This is a genomic window from Arcicella sp. GW458-12-2-14-TSB2 (genome assembly GCF_059423785.1).
The window spans coordinates 1-22722 of the sequence record NZ_JBWKYN010000029.1; the positions used below are offsets into that span (position 1 = coordinate 1).

Genomic DNA, 22722 nt, shown 5'->3' on the forward strand with positions numbered 1-22722 from the left:
ATTATATAATAAGGCTGATTGAACAAAATAATTCGCCTTTTTGTAGTATTATTGACCCCAAAAAATATAAAAAAAACTATATGATTATCATATAGTTCTATTTCCCGTAAAATATTTCTGTTCAATCAAAGGCTACTTTTTCTCTTTTTCCAACTGCTTTGAGTGCATGTATTCGGTGGGTGTAATATTAAAATGCTTTTGGAAATTGCGGGCAAAGTTACTTTGTGAGCTAAAGCCGACCATGTAAGAAACTTCGAAAATGCGATGATTTCCTTGGGCTAACAACTCTGCTGCTTTCTTGAGGCGAGTAATATTGATTAATTCGATGGGAGTTAAGACAGAGATAGCTTTAATTTTTCTGTAAAGAGTAATACGGCTCATATTCATAATTTCAGCCAGTTTTTCTACATCCAAATCAGTATCTTCAATGTTTTTGGTAATCGTATCATGTAGACTTTCCAGAAACAATTCATCCGCTTTGGAATGTGCCATGCTCTTAATATGAATCAAGGGAGAATTAGCAAAGTATTCACGAATAATATTTCGATTGTTCAACAAACTTGCCATTTGAGCTTGGAGGTATTCTTTGGAAAAAGGTTTTTCAATGTAGGCATCTGCCCCTAATTCTAATCCTTCTACCTTTGCTTGTATTGAGTTTTTTGCCGTAAGTAGTATGACTGGAATATGTGAAAATTCAAAGTTAGACTTTATTCTTTTACATAATTCAAACCCATCCATCACGGGCATCATTACGTCGCTGATGACCAATTGAATAGCCTCTCGTTCCAATATTTTCAATGCCTCTGCTCCATCTTCAGCTTTCAAAATAGTATATTTATTTCTTAACATTCTTTCTAAAAACTCTAGAATTTCTTCATTATCATCAACAAGTAAAATGATGGGTTGCATATCGTTTGTCATTAATTTCTAAGCGTTGAGTTGGTTTCTACTGGTAATTTTAATACAAATACAATTGAGCCATCTATCGTTTCCTTCAAAAATAAATCTCCATGAAGCAATTCTGTCAACGACCTCGCCAAGGCTAAGCCAATACCTGTCCCTTCTTGTTTCGACTCTTTCAGGCGATAAAAAGGCTCAAAAATCTTTTCTTTCATCTCAAAAGGAATACTCAAACCATCATTTTCAAATTCAATCGTAATATAAACGGGATTTTCAGCTAAAGGTAATAATCGAATGGCTACCTTCTTTTTGGCAAATTTAATAGCATTGCTGAAAAGATTACTGAGGATTTTGTTCAGTGCTTCTTCATCAACCAATACGAAAATATCATTGGGAGGGTACGCTATGGTGTAATCCAGCTTTCGTTTTTTGGTTAATAAAGCAAAATTTGAATAAGCGTCTTTCAACATTTCAGTGATGTTTACTCGTACAAAATCTACCGTAAAGCTATTCGTTTCTACTTTCCTAAAATCCAGAATTTGTGTTACTAGTGCAATGAGGCGATTCGTGTTCCTGTCCATCATCATTACATCATCTTTAATATCAGGAATACCATCTACTTGCTCAAGCAGGTTTTCCACTGGCCCTTTTATTAAAGTAAGGGGAGTCCTGATTTCATGGGCTAGATTGGTAAAGAAGTCAATCTTAGCTTCATATATTTCCTTTGCTTTTTTATCTTCTATAATGGTAAGATAGCTTCGTAACAAGTAATAAATCAGCGATAATCCAAGAATGGCATATAAGAGATAAGCCCAGATGGTAGCCCACCACGGAGGTAAGATATTGATTACCAATAACTTTTCTTCTTTACTCCAATTGCCATTGATAAATGCTTTTAAACGAAAAGTGTATTTTCTTGGCGAAAGATTGGTGAAATATACTTTACGATTGGGCTTAATAGCTGTCCATTCTTTGTCCAATCCCTGCATAAAATAGCTATATTCCGTCATTTCCGGCGAGACATAGCTCAAGGCTGCAAAGTCGATATTAAAAGACGATTTGTCATAAGGCAGGGTGATTTCATTGGTATAAATAATAGATTTCTTCAAAAATGAATGTGCTCCATCAATGGTTTGTTCTTTATTTTCTACCCGAAAATCAGTAATATAAATGGGGGCTGTACTGTTGGTTTTTACAATTTTATCAGGCTCAAAGGTTATCATTCCTTTTACACTTCCGAAATACATTTTCCCTGCAGCATCTTTATAGCCCGAATTATAATTGAATTGATTACTCAATAAACCATTGTCTTTAGTATACGTCACAATCTCTTTATTGTCAGGGTTTAGGTGTACTAATCCTTTCGAGGTCGTCACCCACATTTTATGATTATTGTCTTCCAGCGCCTTGTAAATAAAATTGCTAGGAAGTCCATCATTAGTGGTAGTACTCGTAAGGGTTTTTCTGTCCTTACTCAGTTTGCAAAGTCCGCCACCTTCCGTAGAAAACCATATACAATGTTTGCTGTCTTCGTAAATAGCATTGATGTCATTATTGGTCAGGCTGTTTTTATTATGAGGGTCGTGTTTGAAAGATCCTTTTTCTTTGGTAATAGGATTAAAATAGAATACTCCCCCATGCGTCCCCATCCAAATAGTATGGTTATAATCTTCTATCAACGAAGAAACCCAAATATTAGCAGGGGCTTCTGGTACTGCCTCAAAGCCATCAATTGTAGGATTATATTTTAACAAAGCATTAGAATTACCTACGTAAATATCTCCAGATTTTGTTTGTAAAAAACTAACGATGAAACTACTCCTCAAATCATTTTTCCCTGTCCCTTCATCATAATGCTTTCGTACTTTTCCTGTGCGGATATCCATAATATCCAACCCATGTTCGAATGTGCCTATCCATACATCATTGCCTGCCGTCAATAATCCATGAATATTTGAATAGGCAATACTTGTATTTTCTCCAGTAGGCATAAACTGTGTAATGTCTCCCGTTTTAGGATTCAGCTTACTCAGTCCTACATCTTCTGTACCAATCCAAATATTTCCCAAACGGTCTTCACAAATCTCCCTGATAGCATTACCACTGATAGATTTCTTTGAATTATCTGCAAAATATTTCTGAAACAGTGAATGTTCTTTGGCATAATAGTTAATACCGCCAAAGTAGGTGCCGACCCAAACACCCCCTTCCTTATCTTTACAAAGAGAGTAAACAGCATTATCAGACAATGAAAAAGGGTCGAGGAATTTCTTTTTAAGGTTCGTAAATTGTTTACTATTGGTATTCAAGATAAAAATGCCCGATTCTGTAGCAATCCATAATTCATGAGCAGTATATTGTTGAATATCGCGTACATGTACTTTGGTTTTATCGGGGTTGATGCTCAATACATCTTTGTAGGTGGCCGTTGGTATATCAAATTCTTTTAATCCTTGGCTCGCTGTGCCAATATACATGGTATGTTTGCCCACAAAATACATTTTATGTATCCAGTGTGAAGAAACCTTAGGCGAATGCTTAAAAACATCATAGCTTTCAAAAGCACCCGTTTTTGCATTAAATTTTTTAATTACCCCCTTGTCTGTAGAAGTCCATACTTCTCCATCATCATCGATTGCCAATGAAGTAACAGGGAAAAACTTAGACAAAGGAAAGACCGTAGTAGTTTTGGTTTCAAAGTTATACCTACAGAGTGTTAATTGGGTAATAAACCAAAGCTGGTTTTTCCCATCTATTTCTAACCTATTTATTTCATTAAATTTTCCTGAATCTAACAAACGCACTAATTGCTCTTTTTGATTATCAAAATAGAATAATCCCTTTGTCGAACCTACCCAAAGCACTCCTTTTTTATCTGTTTTTAAACAATTAATCAAGTCTGGTTTAAAATCATGTAGCCCTTCGGTGGTTTTATAAATTTTAAAATGATACCCATCAAAACGATTTAGTCCGTCTTTGGTTCCAAACCACAGAAAGCCATTTTTGTCTTGGGTAGTGCAATAAACAGTATTGTTTGAAAGACCATTTTCTACCTGATAGTGCCTAAAAAAATAGGATTGAGCCATACCATGGTATGAACAAAACGACAAAATTGCGATGGCTCGTAAAAGGAATGATATATGTTTTTGTTTTTTCAAATAGTAAAATAGACGCTAATAATGAAAGATTGTCTTTGTGATATAAAGGTAAGAAATTATAAGACAGGCAATATGAAATGAAACATTTTGAAGAAATAATGATACTTATTGAATTGGGTATGGAAGATTGAAAGTCTAATTTTGTACTCATCTCTTCATGTCCTTTGTTTAGGTAGCTGACTAATATATTCAATAATTTAACATAATGAAAAAACTGATTCTTTTAGGCTTGGTATTTTGTAAAACAGCCTTGACTTTTGCCCAAAGTACCAAAGCTCCAGCCTATCCTCTCATTACACACGATCCGTATTTTAGTATTTGGTCAACCACCGACAATTTGAATGCTTCGCCTACCAAACACTGGACAGGCACTGACCATTCGCTAATCGGTATGTTGAATGTAGATGGACAAACCTACCGTTTTTTAGGTGACGAACCTATTAGCTACAAAGCAATACTTCCTGCTGGTGATGAAGTAAATTATGCTACAAAATATACAGAAACCACTCCGTCTGCAAATTGGATGAGTCCAGATTTTGACGATAGTCAATGGAAGAATGGTTTAGCACCTTTTGGAAATACCAAAGGGGTTTCCAAAACCTTATGGTTGAGTAAGGACATTTGGGTTCGTCGTGAATTTACCTTAGAAACGCTTAACCTAAAAGACCCCATCTTGAAACTTCAACACGATGACAACGTAAAAGTATATATGAACGGGGAATTGATTTTTGATGCAGGTTGTTGCGCAGGTAAATATCTATACTTGCCTATGTCGAATGACATGAAAAGTAAATTGAAGAAAGGGAAAAACGTTTTTGCAATTCATGTAATCAATACTGGCGGGGAAGCCTTATTGGACTTCGGTATTGTTCAGAAGAATATTCCTGTTGCTAATACGAGCATGCACGTTGCGCAACAAAAAAGTGTAAAACTAAATGCCACACAGACTATTTATGAATTTACTTGTGGTAAAACAGACCTTACGCTTACTTTCACATCTCCTTTATTAATTAACGACCTAGATATTTTAGCCAGACCAGTGTCATACATTAGTGCCAAAGTAAAGTCGAATGATAATGCTGTACATCAGGTGAAACTGTATCTAGGCACTTCTACTAATATTGCAGCAAATACAAGTTCGCAACAAATTAATGCTCAGAAATACAACAGTAACAACCTGAGTATTCTAAAAGCTGGGACAATAGAACAACCTGTTTTAGAGAAAAAAGGGGATGACCTTCGTATTGACTGGGGCTATATGTATGTAGCAACGCCCACAGGAACGAATGTGAAACAATCTATCACCAATACTTTACCAAATCCGTTTCAAGCAGCTACTAAGGACATTTTGACAGGTAAAAAACTGGTACTCAATACTATCGTAGACATGGGTAAAATCGCAAGTTCAGGAAAAGAACAGCTGATTATGTTAGGCTATGACGATTTGTATTCAATTCAATATTTTGGTAAAAATCTACGTCCTTGGTGGAATACAAATGGACAGACAACTATGGAACAGCAACTTACCTTGGCATCACAAGAATATACTTCAATCATCAAAAAATGCGAAAGTATTAATGAGATGATTCATAATGATGCTTTGAAAGCAGGAGGAGAAAAATATGCCAAATTATGCGAATTGGCCTATCGGCAGAGTATTGCCGCACATAAATTATTAAAAAGCCCAGAAGGAGAAACTTTATTTTTATCAAAAGAGAATTTTAGTAATGGATCTATCAATACTGTTGATGTAACTTATCCTTCTGCTCCTCTTTTCTTGGTTTATAATCCTGAATTATTGAAAGGGATGTTAAATGGAATTTTTTATTACAGCGAAAGTGGCAAATGGACAAAACCTTTCCCAGCTCACGATTTAGGGACTTATCCACTTGCTAACGGACAAACCTATGGTGAAGATATGCCTGTAGAAGAATGTGGCAACATGATGATTCTGGTAGGGGCTATTTGTAAAGCTGAAGGGAATATAGACTATGCCAAAAAACATTGGAAAACAATGAATATTTGGGCTGACTTTCTAGCCAAAGATGGTTTCGACCCTGCTAATCAGTTGTGTACAGATGATTTTGCAGGTCATTTAGCACGCAATATCAACCTTTCTGCTAAGGCGATTGTAGCACTTGAAACTTTTTCACAGTTGGCCAAACAAATGGGCGAAACAACTACTTTCCAAAAATACGATTCAATTACCAAAGGTTTTGTGGTAAAATGGATGGAGATGGCAAAGGATGGCGACCACTATGCCTTAACTTTTGATAAAAAAGGGACATGGAGCCAAAAGTATAACTTGGTTTGGGACAAGGTTTTGAACTTAAATTATTTCCCGAAAGAAGTATTTGATACGGAAGTGAAGTTTTATTTAACTAAGCAAAATGAGTTTGGATTGCCACTTGATAGCAGAGCTACTTATACTAAATCTGACTGGGTAATCTGGACATCAGTATTGGCAAACGACTACAAAGATTTTGAGGCCTTGGTAAACCCAATGTTTGATTATGTCATCAAAACATCGTCTAGGGTTCCTATTAGCGACTGGCACCAAACCACTACTGGAAAAATGGTTGGCTTTCAAGCAAGAAGCGTTGTGGGGGGCTACTTTATGAAGGTGCTAGAGCAAAAAATGAAGAATAAGTAAAAATAGCCTAGCAATAAACAATTTTTAGCATGGCTAAAATTACCCGTAGTTAGAAACAATTAACCATTTTATACTTAACCTAAGCATAGGGACTATTCAAATCTGAATAAGTCCCTATCTTTTTTTATAACATTGTGATATATATTATTAATTGTTTTTCCAAGGAACAGATTATATGCTGATTTTACAAAACAATCAACTACTTTTGAGATAGAAACAAAATAATAAAATAATACAATTATTTATTTTTATTGTCCATAATGGCACTATTCTTGGAATAGTATAATAACCGTCAATATTATTTATTTTGACCATTTTTTAATATTAATATATAAATATATGAGTACCATTCTCGCCCGCCATCTACTCAAAACTCTTCCTTTGCCAATCTTGTTATTATCAAGTAATAATCAAGACTTTAATATTATTGAAATAAGTGATGCATACACCAAAATTTGTGGGCTAAAAGCTGTTGATTTAATAGGCAAGAGCGTTTATGAAATATTTTCTATGGATGCTACCACGATAGCTGAATTAAAGCAGTCATTGCAAGAAGCTATCAAGTATAAAGTGCCTCATAAAATAACTGGTAAACAATATGACTTTCAGGAAAATGATTCAGCTACCCAAAATAAATATTGGGAGATAGAACATGCCCCCGTATTTGATGATAAAGGGGAGATTATTTCTATCATGCATTCAGTGATAGATGTTACGGAGCAATTTATTCTAAATCAGCAACTAGCAGAGGCAAATATTATCATTGACAAAAGAAATGAACTACTTAGAAAAGCTGAAACTATTTCAAAATTTGGTACTTGGGAACTAGACCTCGTTACTAATGATTTGCAATGGTCTGATGGAGTGTTTAGTATTTGTGGTTATGAACCTCAGGCATTTGAAGTAACCTTAGAAAAAGGATTAGGCATAATTCACCCCGATGATAGAGGAATGGCTATCGAAGAAATGCAACTTACTATGCAATCGGGGAAAGAATATAGGATTGAAAAAAGATTTTTGTTAGAAGATAATACCATAAAACATATCATTTCCAGAGGAAGTATTATTAAAGATGTAGCAGGAAATCCTTTAAAATTGTTTGGTGTATTTCAAGACATCACAGATGAAAAAATACAGCAAATTGCCTTACAGAAAGCAAAAGATGAATTGAACAAAATCATGGATTCTTCGCTTGATATTATCTGTACGATAGATGGAGACGGTAATTTTGTACAAATAAGTGCTGCTTGTTTTAAAATTTGGGGTTATAAACCAGAAGAACTTATTGGCACTAATTTCATGAATCTTGTTCATGAGGATGACCGTGATGTTACCAATCAAAGTGGTATTGATATTAAAAGCGGTATCGAAACTACTAATTTCGAAAACCGTTACGTCAGAAAAGATGGTAGTATCGTTCCGATGGTTTGGTCTAGTCGTTGGGATGCCGTAGAGAATATACATTATTGTGTTGCCAAAGATGCTACAGAGAAAAAAGCTAGTGAAGCTGCCTTAGTAGAATCTGCTAAACAATACAAATATCTATTTGATAATAATCCTTCGCCCATGTTTATCTGGGATTTCAAGACATTAAAAATTGTTGAATGTAATGAGGAAGCACTCCTAAAATATGGTTATACTCGCGAAGAGATGTTGTCGCTAACTATTTTAGATATAAGGCCCGAATCTGAAAAACCATTATTATATGCTGCAACTCAAAAGGAAGAAACGTATGGTAAAATTCACAAACGAATCTGGATTCATAAAACAAAAAATAATGAGTTGTTAAAAGTAGAAGTCATTGGTCATTTAATGGATTATAATGGCAGAAGGGTTTCGTTTGTACAAATAAATGACGTAACAGAAAAAGAAGGTGTATTACAAGAATTAAAAGACAGCGAAATAAAACTTCGTACTGCAACGAACATCGCCAAATTAGGGTATTGGCAAGTCAATATCGAGCAACAACATTTATATTGGTCTGATGAAGTCTATACACTTTGGGGAGTTTCCAAAAACTCTTTTGACCTAAATTTTGAATCTTTTGTCAATACTATACATCCAGACGATATAGCAATGTTCCTTCAAAAACAGAGAGAAGCATTGAATGAAATTAAGGTAGTTGATATAGCATATCGAATCATATTACCTGATGGACAGATAAAATGGATACATGAAATTGGTAAACCTATTAAAGACGATACAGGAAAAATTATTTCATTTGAAGGAACGGTTCAAGATATAAGCGAACAGAAAAATGCACAAAGGGCACTTGTTGAAAGCAATGAGCGATACAAATTTGTTTCAAAAGCAACATCTGATGCAATTTGGGATTGGGATTTACGAGATCAAACTATATATTGGGGAGAGGGCTATTTGAATATATTTGGACATACCTATGAACAGCTCTCTTCTATTGCTAACTCTTGGATTAAAAACATTCACCCTGATGATGTAGCGAGGGTTACGAAAGGCATTAAGATAGTTATTGAAAATAATGATAATATCAATAATTGGGAAGATGAATATCGTTATCGACGCGCTGATGGAAGTTATGCGTATGTAATGGACAAGGGTTTTACCATTAGAGACACTGATGGAAAAGCCATCAGGATGGTAGGTGCAATGAGGGATATTACTTTGCAAAAAGAAAAGGAACAACAATTAAAATTACTGGAATCTGTAGTGGTAAATACCAAGGATGCAGTAATGATTACAGAAGCAGAGCCTTTTGATTTTCCTGGCCCAAGAATAATATATGTAAACGAGGCTTTTACAAAAATGACAGGCTATACGGCCGAAGAAGTAATTGGAAAAAGTCCTCGTATTTTACAGGGACCAGAATCTGACAAAAATGAGTTGTCTCGTTTAGGCAAATCATTGCGAGAATGGGAGACTGCTGAAATTACTATTATTAACTATAAGAAAAATGGAGAGAAGTTTTGGATAAACTTTACTGTCATTCCTGTGGCTGACGAAACAGGGTGGTTTACTCATTGGATAGCAATAGAAAGAGACGTTACTGAAATAAAAATTGCTGAAGAAGCCCAAAAACAGCTTAAACAATTAGAACTATCATTAGAAAAAGAGAAAGAGATCAATAGCCTAAAAACTAGATTTACAGCTCTCGCTTCTCATGAGTTCAGAACACCTATCGCTACTATTGTAAGTGGGATTGACATATTAGGTATCTATGTAGATATGATGCAGGATGAAAAATTGAAAGAAAAAATAAAACTTCATCTCAATAAGATTGTTTCTCAGTCAAATCGCCTCACCGAAATGTTGCGAGATATATTATTGCTTGAAAAAACCGCCGTAAATACCAAAGAATATAACCTTGAACTCATTGATATTGTCCAGTTGATTAATGATATCAATCAACAATATTATTCGGATAGAAACGATAATCGAACATTAGAAATACATTTGCCAGAAGAGCATAAACAGATTCTTTCAAATACCTCGTTTCTAAATCATATTATTAGCAATTTGGTAAATAATGCCTTTAAATATTCGTCGGGTTCAAAGAATCCAAGTCTGACATTATTGTTTCATCCTGATTGTTATCACATTGTTGTCACAGACTATGGTTTGGGAATTCCTTTGGGTGACCAAGAACATTTGTTTGAATTGTTTTATCGGGCAAACAATGTTTTACATATCGAAGGCACAGGGCTTGGACTGACTATCACTAAAGAGTTTACTAATAAGTTGGGCGGGCAGATTTCATTTGTTAGTCAAGAAGGAATCGGGACAACTTTTACGTTGAAATTTCCTTATGAAGCACTGAGTATTACCCCTCGGCTAAATTAAGATATTGATAAAACTCAACAACCGTTTTGTTTTATAGTAACATTATTTAATTTTTTGTAACAATAGTTATATCGTTGCGGCTTTGCATATTGACAATAGGTTGATTTACAATGTATTATAAATTGTATCAAATTTGGAATTTTTGGAAAGATTAATACATCATTTTAAAAAACAAGAGTGATAATTTTGAATCAGTCAAAGGCATAAATCTATGTCTTACGTTTACTTCACTATTTAATAATGGAAAAAATGAGTTACTTTCAAACTTTTAAACGTATAACTATATTTTGTGTTGCCCTAATGTTACTTGTTATGCAGAAAGGATTAGGACAAAATAAGGATTTATATCATGAAAAACACCGCCCGAATTATCACTTTTCTCCACCAAAGGCTTGGATGAATGACCCCAATGGGCTGTTCTTTTATAAAGGAGAATATCATTTGTTTTATCAACATTTTCCAGACCAAAGTGTTTGGGGACCAATGCACTGGGGGCATGCTATTAGTAAAGATTTAACACATTGGGAAAACCTTCCAATTGCCCTATATCCTGATAGTTTAGGCTATATTTTTTCTGGAAGTGCTGTAGTAGACTGGAATAATACGAGTGGTTTTGGCAAAAACAATCAGCCGCCACTAATTGCTATTTTTACTTATCATAATATGGCAGCTGAAAAAGCTGGGAAAAATGATTTTGAAAGTCAAGGCATAGCGTATAGTAATGATAAAGGTCGTACGTGGACAAAATATGCCAACAATCCTGTCATCAAAAATCAAGGTATCCGTGATTTTAGAGACCCCAAAGTATCGTGGGATGAAGCGCGTAAGCAATGGGTTATGGCTTTAGCCGTACAAGATCATCATGAATTTTGGGTATCAAAGAATTTAAAAGACTGGTCGAAATCAGGAAGCTTTGGCAAAGAATGGGGAAATCATGGTGGTGTTTGGGAATGTGCAGACTTATTTCCTTTAAAAGACGGTAAGATTACCAAGTGGGTATTGATTGTCAATATTAATCCTGGTGCCCTAAACGGTGGTTCAGGAACACAGTATTTTATTGGTGAATTTGATGGCAAAACATTTGTACTGGACGAGTCTTTCAAGCCTAGTGTGATGAATGGAAATGGAGTTTGGTTAGATTATGGCAAAGATAATTATGCAGGCGTGACGTGGTCAGATATTCCTAAAACGGATGGTAGAAGAATCTTAATCGGCTGGATGAGTAACTGGCAATATGCTAATATTGTTCCAACTACTCAATGGAGAAGTGCTACTACATTACCAAGAGAATTGACCTTGAAAGCGACAAGCCAAGGATATAGACTTGCGTCAACACCAGTCAAAGAACTTCAATCACTAAGAAATTTGGCAAAAAAACCTTTGCAGGTAAGTAATGTAACGATAAAAGATTCTTTAGATTTAAACACTAAGTTAGGTTTTGTTCCGACTTTATCAGAAGTGGAATTAGCATTTGAAAAACCTAAGCCAAATGACATCGTTAGTATTGAAATATCTAATGCTAAAGGCGAAAAATATATAATTGGCTATAACAGCGAAAAGAATACCTTTTTTAGCGATAGAACAAAGTCAGGTAAAAAGGATTTTTCTAATGATTTTGCAGCAAAAATTCATATCGCTCCAAGATTGTCTGACAGTAATATCATCAAAATGCATTTATTTTTTGATGTATCCTCAGCCGAATTATTTGCGGATGATGGTACCACAGTTATGACGGAAATTTTCTTTCCGAACGAAGATTATACAAAAATGAACATTAAAACTTCAGGAGCACCTATTAAGGTAAAATCACTGAAAGTCTGGAACTTAAAAAGAAGCTGGAAATAAAATTCATTGATGTAGCGTACAACTAGATAAACTGTTGGATAATAAAATCCAGCAGTTTATCTTTTTCTGCTTATAAAGCCTAGCTATTTTTACGCCTTTTAAATACTTTATTGTTGAAACAAAATCAGCTTATACCATCTCTTAATCTTAAATACATGAGAAAAATATATCAAATATTAGTGCCAATCTGCATAGTTTTGATGCTGTATGCTTGTAAGAGCAGTAAAGATGAAAAAACATTTCATATTGGTTTTTCGCAGTGTACTATGAGCGACAATTGGCGGAAGACAATGATTGAAGGAATGGAACGTGAACTTACTTTCCATAATAATATTGATATGGTTATCTCTAATGCAAATGGAAGTAGTAATAAGCAGATTTTACAAATTCAACAATTTATTAATCAAAAAGTAGATTTAATCATTGTATCGCCTAATGAAGCCAAACCCCTGACTTCTATCATAGAAAAAGCATATGATGCTGGTATTCCTGTGGTAATTGTTGACCGTAAAACAGCATCAGAAAAATATACGGCCTTTGTAGGGGCAGATAATAAATTGATAGGTCAAAATGCAGGGATATACGCTAACATTATTTTAAATGGTAAAGGTAATATTTTTGTAGTAGGAGAAGGTGCAAAAACCTCTCCGACTATCGACAGGCACCAAGGATTTGTAAAAACGATTAATCATTATCCTAACCTAAAGCTTGTTAAATCAGTCTTTTCAGCCCGTAAACCTCAAAATTTCCAGAATCAAGTATATGCTATTATCAGTCAACATCCTGATATAGATTTGATTTTTGCACATAATGATAGGCTTGCACTAATGGTAGCGGATGTTTGTAAAAGCTTGGGTTTGAATAAAAAAATAATTGGTGTCGATGGCCTATACGGCGATAATCAAGGAATTGATTTGGTCAGTAAAGGTATTTTATCGGCTACTATATTGTATCCTACTGGCGGAGAAGAGGCGATCAAAACGGCTGTTAAAATTTTGAAAAAACAGCCATTTGATAAAGAGAATCAACTTTTTACTACCATTATAGATAGTGAGAATGTAGGAATCATGTTGGCACAATATCAAAAAATAAAAGAACAAGAAGACGATATTAAACGCCAAGCGACAAGAATAAAAGACCTAACTCGTATCTTTTCGTCACAACAAAATACGCTTTACCTAACGGTAGTTTTTTTATTAGTGGTACTCTTACTAGGGTTAATATTGTTGTACTTGTTGCGAGAGAAACAAAAATCGAATCAAATGCTAGGGAATCAGAATAGAGCGATTCTGGAACAGAAAGATGAGATTGAACGTATCTCGCAACTTGCTCGCCAAGCGACAGAGGATAAATTACGTTTTTACTCTTACATTTCCCATGAATTTCGTACGCCCCTGAGTCTGATTCTGACCCCAACAGAAGATATACTTCAACGGAAATCTGTGGATGCCAAAGAAACTAGATATGCGCTACAATTAATTCATAAAAATGCGAATAGATTGCTACGTCTGGTAGACCAATTACTTGAATTAAGGAAAGTAGATGCTGGCAAAATGGAATTAGAAGTAAGTCAACAAGATTTAGTAAGTTTTGTAAAGGAAATTGTATCCGACTTCAATGTAAAGGCAAAAACTCAACAAATCGACTTACAATTTATCTGTCCATTTAGCATCATGCCAATGGTTTTTGATACGGAAAAACTTGATAAAGTACTATTCAATATCATTTCTAATGCCTTTAAATATACTCCTAACGGTGGATTAATTCATATTTCGTTATTGAAGAATATTGAGAAAATCGAAATATTGATTTCAGATAATGGAATCGGGATGAGTAAAGAAGAAAAAGAGCGGGCATTTGATTTATTCTATCGGGGCAATCAAAATATTTCCTTAGGTACAGGTTTAGGCTTAGCGTTATCACGTGAATTTGTTTCTCTGCATCAAGGAGATATTCAAGTAGAATCTGAAAAAGGAAAGGGAACTACTTTTAAAATCATTTTGCCTTTTGTGCAACTGAAAAGTGGTGAAACCGAAGTAACTAAAAGTCTATATTCTCGCGAAAATATAGAGCCAGTTATACCTATCGTTTCAAACAGTTCAAAGACGCATGATAATACCATTGTATTGATAGAAGACAATCAAGATTTAAACCAATTTCTCACCCAAAAGCTCAATCAGTCATATAATACCGTTGCGGTAGAAACAGCGGAAAAAGGGTGGGAGAAAATTTTGGATAATATTCCTGATTTAATCATCAGTGACGTAATGTTACCCGAAATGGATGGGTTTTCACTTACTCAAAAAATTAAAAATGACTTCAGGACTTCGCATATTCCTGTGATTTTATTAACAGCAAAAGGACAAATGGAAAGCCAGATTGAAGGTACAAAAGCTGGGGCAGATGCTTATATTTCAAAACCTTTTAATCAACAATTGCTAGAAGAAAAAATAAAAGGTTTACTTGAAAACAGAGACAGAATGCGTCGCCGTTTTTCAAGTGAAATTACTAATCCTAGTCAAATTCAAAAAAGTGAGCGTAAGTTTTTAGTAGAATTTGAATTATTGATTGAAAAGAATCTGAACGATAGTTCGTTGTCCGTTGAGAAATTGAGTAAAGAATTGGGAATGTCGCGCGTACAATTATTCCGAAAGATTTCGGCGTTGACTAATAAAAATGTAACTGATTATATCGGTGATTTTAAATTATTAAAAGCTAAGGCACTTTTAAAAGAAACGGATAAAACCATTGCAGAAGTAGCCTATGAAACTGGTTTTAACAATCCAAGTTACTTTACCACTTTCTTTAAACAAAAGACTAATCAAACCCCTTCTGAATGGCGAAATTCTTGATGTATCATTTATTGAAACGCTGTATCAATACTTATATTCAAGCGTTGATTATAGTGTGTTAATTTTACATACAATGCTGTTATTCAGTAAGTTAAATTAATGTATCAATACAGATACTCTTTGAAAGAATACTTACAGACATCTATATAATATTCTTCTAATTTTGGTTCATCAAAAAACTTATTAAAAGTTAACCATGAATCAAAACATTAAAATTTTCTTGTGGGCACTCTCTGCAGCTTTAGGGGGATTCCTTTTTGGGTTCGATACCGCAGTAATCTCTGGCGTAGAGCAAACGCTACAAAAATTATGGAATCTAAACGTAGTTGAACATGGCGTTACTGTTTCAATTGCTTTAATCGGAACAGTTTTAGGTTCTTTAATTGGTGGCTTACCCGCTGAAAAATACGGAAGAAGAATAACCTTGTTATTAGTAGCTATCTTTTATTTACTATCGTCTTTAGGTACTGCCTATGCTGCCAACTGGAGTATCTTTTTGGTTTTTAGATTTTTAGGAGGCCTAGGCGTGGGTGTTTCTTCTGTAGTTGCTCCCATGTATATTTCAGAAATAGCTCCAGCCCACAAAAGAGGTCGCTTGGTAGCCATGTTTCAATTTAATGTAGTATTCGGCATATTGATTGCCTATCTTTCTAACTATTTGTTAGCAGATATTGGCGAGAATGCTTGGCGTTGGATGTTAGGTGTACAAGCACTCCCTTCTATATTATTTTTAGTAACTGTTTTTATCATTCCTGAAAGCCCGAGGTGGCTAATTCTCAAAAAAGGAGACGTCGCAACTGCTAGAAAAACATTGGAGGAGATAGACACTACAACCTCAGAAGAAATTATTGAGGCTATACGTAGCCATGCAGCAACTAGCGTTTCAAGCAATTTTACAACTTTATTCAAACCTACGTATAGCAAGCCCGTAATGTTGGCAGTATTATTTGCCGTATTCAATCAAGTTTCGGGAATCAATGCCATTATTTATTTTGCTCCCCGTATTTTTGAAATGGCTGGTTTAGGAAAAGACTCCGCCCTTCTTTCGTCAGCAGGAATAGGTTTAATCAACTTAGTATCAACGCTTTTAGGCATTTCGTTAATTGATAAATTCGGCAGAAAAGTATTGATGTTCTGGGGTTCTATAGGCTTAATTGGTTCGTTGATATTAGTAGCGCAGGCCTTCTTTAGTGGTAATATTGGTCTTAACGTTTCTTTCTATTTATTCATATTTATTGCCTTCTTTGGGTTCTCGCAAGGGGCTGTAATTTGGGTATTTATCTCAGAAATATTCCCGAATGAAGTACGTGCTTATGGGCAAGCCTTAGGAAGTTTTACACATTGGATTTTAGCAGCCATCATCACGTTTACGTTCCCTTATATCGCAGAGACATTCGGTGGGGGCGTTACCTTCACATTCTTTGCTTCGATGATGGTTTTGCAACTATTGTTTGTATTGAAAATTATGCCAGAAACCAAAGGAACTTCTCTGGAAGGCATGGAAAAAACAATCGTAATGCATTAAGTACACAATTATTATTTCAATCTATTTAAACAATGACTAATCCAAAAATAATCTGCTTTGGCGAAATGCTTTGGGATATTCTTCCTACTGGAAAGCAAGCTGGCGGAGCTCCCATGAACGTAGCGGTTCAATTAAAAAATTTAGGACTTAACCCATTGATTATTAGTCGTGTTGGCGATGATGAATTAGGAGAAGAATTGATTCAGGTGATAAGCCAAAAAGGCTTATCTACCGAATTGGTTCAGCATGGCAAAACACATTTAACGGGCGTTGTAAAGGCGAATGTAAGTGATCAAAATGAGGTAACATATAAAATTGTACATCCTGTAGCTTGGGACTATATCCAACCAGAAGAGAGCCTGACAGAAGCAGTACAAAATACAGATGTTTTTATTTTTGGTAGTTTGGCAGCACGTAGTGAGGTTACCTCCAATACCTTACAAGCATTACTAAAACAGGCAAAATTCAAAGTGTTTGATGTGAACCTCAGAACGCCTTTTTATAATGAGGAAACGGTAACTTCCTTCTTGGAAATTGCAGATATGGTAAAAATGAATGAAAACGAATTGGCTTTGATAGCCAGTTGGTACGACGAATCTCCAGCCTTAGAAACAGCCATGTTGGCCTTAGCCAAACGTTTCGATATTCAAACACTCTGTGTAACCTTAGGAGCAGATGGTGCCATTTTATTGAAAGATGGAGTGTTTTACCAAAACAAAGGGTTTTCTGTTGAGGTAAAAGATACCATTGGTAGCGGAGATGCTTTTTTAGCTGGATTACTCAAGAATTTGTTACAGCTAAAAAATCCTGCTGAAAGTTTACGATTTGCTTGTGCAATGGGCTCGTTAGTAGCTACTTATCAAGGAGCAACCCCTCAGATTTCTGAATCCCAAGTAATGGCTATGATGTAAGTCTAATTTAACTGTATTTCCTTCCCTGAATTTTTAATAACTAAACAATTTCAACATGAAAAACTTTTTACTGAGCATTACCGTGCTGCTTTGTACGGTACAACTTGCCCTTGCACAGCAAAGAACCATTACTGGTAAAGTAGTGGCGGCTGAATCAAATGAGACGCTTATTGGCGCCAATGTGCTCATTACGGGTACGCCTAAAGGAACTTCAACAAACGTAGATGGACTTTTTACCATCACAGTACCCGAAAATGCTACTTCGCTTACCATATCATTTGTTGGTTACACAACGAAAGACGTTTCGATAAAAGGATTGAGTAATATCGTTGTTTCTCTGACTCCCGGTAAAGAACTTAGCGAAGTAGTAGTCGTTGGTTATACTTCTTCTAAAAAGCAAGATTTAACAGGAGCAGTAGCCATTGTAGATATGAAGCCTCTCAAAAATATCAGCTCAGGAAATCCTATGCAAGCCCTGCAAGGACGTGTTGCGGGGTTGTATATTGAAAAAGATGGTTCTCCTAATGGCTCAAACAGTAGAATCTTGATTCGTGGAGCAAATACCTTAGGTAATAATGACCCTCTATATATCATTGATGGAATTCCGACTACTCGTCCAGAAGTATTTCAAAATATTAGCCCAACTAATATTGAGTCTGTACAAGTATTAAAAGATGCTTCGGCTGAATCTATTTATGGTGCTCGCGCTTCCAATGGGGTAATTATTGTGACTACTAAAAATGGTGGTAATACCAATGGTAAAATAGAATTTCAGTTCAACAGCAGTGTTTCTTTTCAGTCTGAAAAGGCCATGCGTTTTAAAATGTTAAATGCGATTGATAGAGGCAAAGCCTTGTGGCAAGCATCTGTAAACGACGGACAAGATCCTGCTGCGGGTTATGGCGAAATCTATAATTTTGATTGGAATAAAAACTATAGCAATCCCGTTTTAAATGGCGTTTCGGTAAAACCTTTTGTAGGTGGCGACCCAAATACTCCTGTGGGCGATACCGACTGGCAAGATGTAATGTATAAAACAGGTATTGTTACTAGAAATGATTTTACGCTTTCGACGGGTAATAAAACGTCTTCGTTAGAAGTGAATTTCGGGCAACTCAAAAATACAGGGATGCTAAGATTTACAAATTATGACCGCTTGAATGGTAGTATCAACGCCATCACGCGTGCTTTTGATGATAAATTAAAAGTGGGTCTTAGCCTTCGTATTGCCAATTCCAACGAAACATTAACGGCTAACGATTTGGGAGGAGCATCAACAACTAGCCTAGCAGTTACTTTGGTGCCAACAATTCCTGTATTCCAAAAAGATGGCGTTACTTATGCAGGAGCCTCGGGTGGTGGTTATTCTGATAGAAATAACCCATTACACATGCAAGACATTGCAAAATGGAATAATGCAAACCGTTTGAGTACTTTTGGAAATGTTTTTATTGAAATTCAACCTATTAAAAACTTGTTTTTCAAAACCAATATTGGAGCTGACGATTCAAGATATTTGAACAAAGTAATTACGCCAACGTTTTCTGAAGGAGCATTTAACCGTACAACGAATAGCTTGCTCTTCGACCAGAATCATTTCCTAAGCATTACTTGGTCAAATACATTACGCTATAACTGGGATTTAAACGAAAAACACCACTTTAAATTTTTAGCGGGTACGGAATACATCAAAACGGATTTAGATTTCCAAACTACTAAGAAAGAAGGTTATGCATTACAGACAGAAGATTACTTTACGCTGAATGCTGGTACAGGAAACACTACCGTATCGGGCGGTTCAACGGGTCATCGTTTGTTCTCACAATTTGGTCGTGTTGATTATAATTTAGATGATAAATATTTATTGGCTCTGACTATCCGTCGTGATGGCTCCTCTCGTTTTGGTACTGATAACAGATATGGTATTTTCCCTGCTGCATCATTCGGATGGAAGCTTGATAAAGAAATTTTTTTGAAAGACAGTAAACTAATTACAGAATTAAAAGCAAGAGTAGGAGTAGGGCGTGTAGGTAATCAACAAATTGGCGATTTAGCTCGTTTTGGACTATTTGACACAAGATACGGAACTACTCAAGCACAATTATCTGGAGGTTTCTGGGAGCAATACATGAATATTGGTACAGCTTATTCATTATCAGGCGCTAATACAGGTACTTTACCATCAGGTTTTGTTCAGACACAAGCAGCAAATTCTGCCTTGAAATGGGAAACTACTGAAGAAATAAATGCAGGGATTGACTTTGCATTCCTAAACAATAAAATCTTTGGTTCATTTGATTACTTTACTCGCCAAACAACAGGGATTTTGATTACACCTCCTGTGGCTTCTGCCCTTGGTGAAGGTCAGTCAAAAGCAGTAAATGGTGCTTCTAAATCTAACAAAGGATGGGAATTTGTATTAGGCTATCATGGCGAAGTTGAGAATGGTATTAAATATAATGTAACAGCGAATTTTGCTCATTTCAGAGATAAAATCACAGAATTGCCTGAAAATGTACGTCCAGCTTATGCAGGGAACTTAGTCAATACCATTATCGGTCATTCACAATTCGATATTTTCGGGTATAAAACTAACGGACTTTTCCAGTCGCAAGCAGAAGTAGATGCTGCACCAACGCAAGTAGGAGCAGGGCCTGGTAGAATACGTTATGTGGATATTAACAGTGATGGCAAAATTGACGACTTAGATAGAACTTGGATTGGCACAACACTTCCTACACTTGAATATGGTTTAAGACTAGATGTATCATACAAAAACTTTGATTTAGCCATCTTTGGTTCGGGTGTAGCAGGTAGATCAGGATTTGATGTATATACGTTATTCAATAATTTGATGAAGAGTAGAGAAAACGTTGGACCAGGAGTATTTAACGGTTGGACGCCACAAAACACCAACACGAATGTTCCTGCTTTAACGCTAAAGGATAATAACAACGAAGGACGTACTTCTGATTATTTCATGGTAAATACATCTTATTTCAAGATACGTAATATTCAGTTTGGTTATACACTTCAACCGAAAGCAGTGTTCTCAAGACTTCGTTTTTATGTCATGGCTGAAAACTTGTTCTGGATAAAAAGCAGTAGTTATTTAAGTCCAGACCCAGAACGCATTGACCTTGGCCCAGTTCCAATTCCGAAGACTTTTACATTTGGTGTTAATGCGTCATTCTAAGCATTCGGCTATCTGCTATCAGATGTCAGTTTATAGATAACGCTTAGCAAATAACACTATTCAACAGTAGTTGTTGTATAAATTTTAAAGCTGAAGGCTGACTACTGAAATCCGACAGCTTTTATAAACTCAGATTCAAAAAATGAAAAATAAGATACTTCCAATCATATTTGTTGCAGGCTTACTTGGTTTAGGCGCTTGCAAAGATGCCCTTGAATATACGCCTACGGGGGTATTATCATCCTCAGATTTAACCTCTCCCACTGCCATTGAAGGCTTAGTGACTTCAGCCTATGCTGCCATCGGTAACGGTGACATGATTGGCCCCATTTATAGCAATTGGGTTTATGGCAGTGTTCGCTCAGACGATGCTTATAAAGGCGGGGGTGGTACTGGCGACGTGGGTGAAATTGATGCTATCGAGCATTACAATTTAGTTACTCCAACGATTGGCTCATTCGTTACACGTACTTGGCAAAATTTATTTAAGTCTATTTCAAGATGTAATGTCGCCTTGCGTGCGGTAAATACGCTTTCAGAAACGAGTTATCCTAATAAAAAAATACGATTGGCAGAATTACGTTTCTTGAGAGCTCACAGTTATTTCACGATGAAACTTTTGTACAAAAATATTCCAATTTTTGATGAGACAGCTTCTAGTGATGATATCCTGAAAGTATCGAATACTCTTAGTAATGATGAATCATGGAATAAAATTGCGGCTGATTTACAATATGCTGTAGATAATTTACCTGCTAGTCAACCAGAAATTGGAAGAGCAAACAAAACGGCTGCCCAAGCATATTTGGCTAAATTAAGATTATATCAGGCGTATGAACAAGACAATAATCATAAAGTAACCAATATCAATAAAACAAGGTTGCAAGAGGTCGTTACTTTAACACAAGCAGTTATTTTATCTGGGAAATATAGTTTGAGTGGAGACATTGCAGATAATTTTCTTCCAGAAACGGAGAATGGACCTGAATCAATTTTCGCTATTCAATTTACGATTAATGATGGAACCACGGCTGGACGTTTGAGTTTTGAAGATGGATTAAATTACCCACATGGTGCTCCGCAATACGGCTGTTGTGGTTTCCATGCTCCAAGTCAGAATTTAGTAAATGCTCATGCTACTGATGCCAACGGCTTGCCATTATTTGACAGTTTTAACAATGGTAATGTAGATTTAGCCAACGCAACCGTTGATACACGTCTAGACCATACAGTAGGTATCGACGGACATCCATATAAATATGATAACACAAAACCATTCAGTAATAGTTGGGTACGTGATGCAGGAGTGTATGGTAATTTCCACTCGATGCGTTTCCAACAATTGGCTACTAGTTCATCATATTTCAAACTTGGACCATTTATGGGAACTGCTAAAAACTATGATATCCTTCGTTATGATGATATTCTATTAATTCAAGCAGAAGCGTATATTGAACTAGGTCAGCATGATAAAGCACTACCATTAATCAACCAAATCAGAAAAAGAGCTTCTGAAAGTACAGGTAGATTGAAAAAATTGGATGGAACATTCCCATCTAAATATAATGTGAAACAGTATTCAACAACTGGTTGGACACAAGATTTTGCTCGTAAAGCATTACAGTGGGAACGCCGTTTAGAATTTGCAACTGAAGGTTCTCGTTTCTTTGATTTAGTGCGTTGGGGCATTGCAGAGCCTACATTAAACGCCTATATCAACGTAGAAAAAACGAAAAGAACCTTTTTAGCAACTGCTAAATTTACCGCTGGGAGAGATGAATATTTGCCCATCCCACAGGCAGAAATTACCTTCACCAACGGTTTATACAAGCAAAATCCAGGATACTAATATCTGATAAATTGGGT

The 22722-nt window shown here is 35.7% G+C and carries 10 protein-coding genes; 8 read left to right on the forward strand and 2 right to left on the reverse strand.

The features are described from left to right. Positions 1 to 132: 132 nt before the first annotated feature. Together AC07XN_RS06370 and AC07XN_RS06375 are read right to left on the reverse strand one after the other, a co-directional pair. A complete protein-coding gene (locus AC07XN_RS06370; protein ID WP_309918135.1) occupies positions 133 to 921 on the reverse strand; it encodes a response regulator in 789 nt (262 codons plus the stop codon). Continuing rightward, complete coding sequence (locus tag AC07XN_RS06375; RefSeq protein ID WP_494742431.1) at positions 921 to 3986, reverse strand: ligand-binding sensor domain-containing protein; 3066 nt, start codon at positions 3984 to 3986, stop codon at positions 921 to 923. Before AC07XN_RS06375 ends, AC07XN_RS06370 begins: the two co-directional genes overlap by 1 nt. Before the next feature lie 277 nt (positions 3987 to 4263). On the opposite strand from AC07XN_RS06375, the gene AC07XN_RS06380 reads away from it, so the two are divergent. The 8 genes from AC07XN_RS06380 (at position 4264) to AC07XN_RS06415 (ending at position 22705) form a co-directional block, all read left to right on the forward strand. Beyond that, the gene (locus AC07XN_RS06380) at positions 4264 to 6711 is read left to right on the forward strand and encodes a glutaminase family protein (protein WP_494742432.1); all 2448 of its coding nucleotides are present in this window, start codon (positions 4264 to 4266) and stop codon (positions 6709 to 6711) included. Between the two features lie 339 nt (positions 6712 to 7050). Then, complete coding sequence (locus AC07XN_RS06385; RefSeq protein WP_494742433.1) at positions 7051 to 10527, forward strand: PAS domain S-box protein; 3477 nt, start codon at positions 7051 to 7053, stop codon at positions 10525 to 10527. A gap of 312 nt (positions 10528 to 10839) precedes the next feature. Beyond that, a complete protein-coding gene (locus AC07XN_RS06390) occupies positions 10840 to 12372 on the forward strand; it encodes a glycoside hydrolase family 32 protein (protein ID WP_494742434.1) in 1533 nt (510 codons plus the stop codon). A 155-nt stretch (positions 12373 to 12527) separates the two neighbouring features. Continuing rightward, positions 12528 to 15224: a substrate-binding domain-containing protein gene (locus AC07XN_RS06395; protein ID WP_494742435.1), complete on the forward strand. Its 2697-nt coding sequence runs from the start codon at positions 12528 to 12530 to the stop codon at positions 15222 to 15224. Between the two features lie 196 nt (positions 15225 to 15420). Next, positions 15421 to 16749, forward strand: coding sequence for a sugar porter family MFS transporter (locus AC07XN_RS06400; protein WP_309918152.1), 1329 nt, complete (start codon positions 15421 to 15423; stop codon positions 16747 to 16749). A gap of 32 nt (positions 16750 to 16781) precedes the next feature. Beyond that, positions 16782 to 17660 (forward strand): carbohydrate kinase family protein, encoded by an 879-nt coding sequence (locus tag AC07XN_RS06405; protein WP_494742436.1) that lies wholly within the window; start codon positions 16782 to 16784, stop codon positions 17658 to 17660. 55 nt (positions 17661 to 17715) lie between these two features. Then, positions 17716 to 20856 carry a SusC/RagA family TonB-linked outer membrane protein gene (locus tag AC07XN_RS06410; RefSeq protein WP_494742437.1) on the forward strand — a complete coding sequence of 1047 codons (3141 nt, stop codon included), beginning with the start codon at positions 17716 to 17718 and terminating at the stop codon, positions 20854 to 20856. Positions 20857 to 20998: 142 nt separating this feature from the next. After that, positions 20999 to 22705, forward strand: a complete 1707-nt coding sequence (locus AC07XN_RS06415) for a RagB/SusD family nutrient uptake outer membrane protein (protein ID WP_494742438.1) — start codon at positions 20999 to 21001, stop codon at positions 22703 to 22705. Positions 22706 to 22722 lie beyond the last annotated feature (17 nt).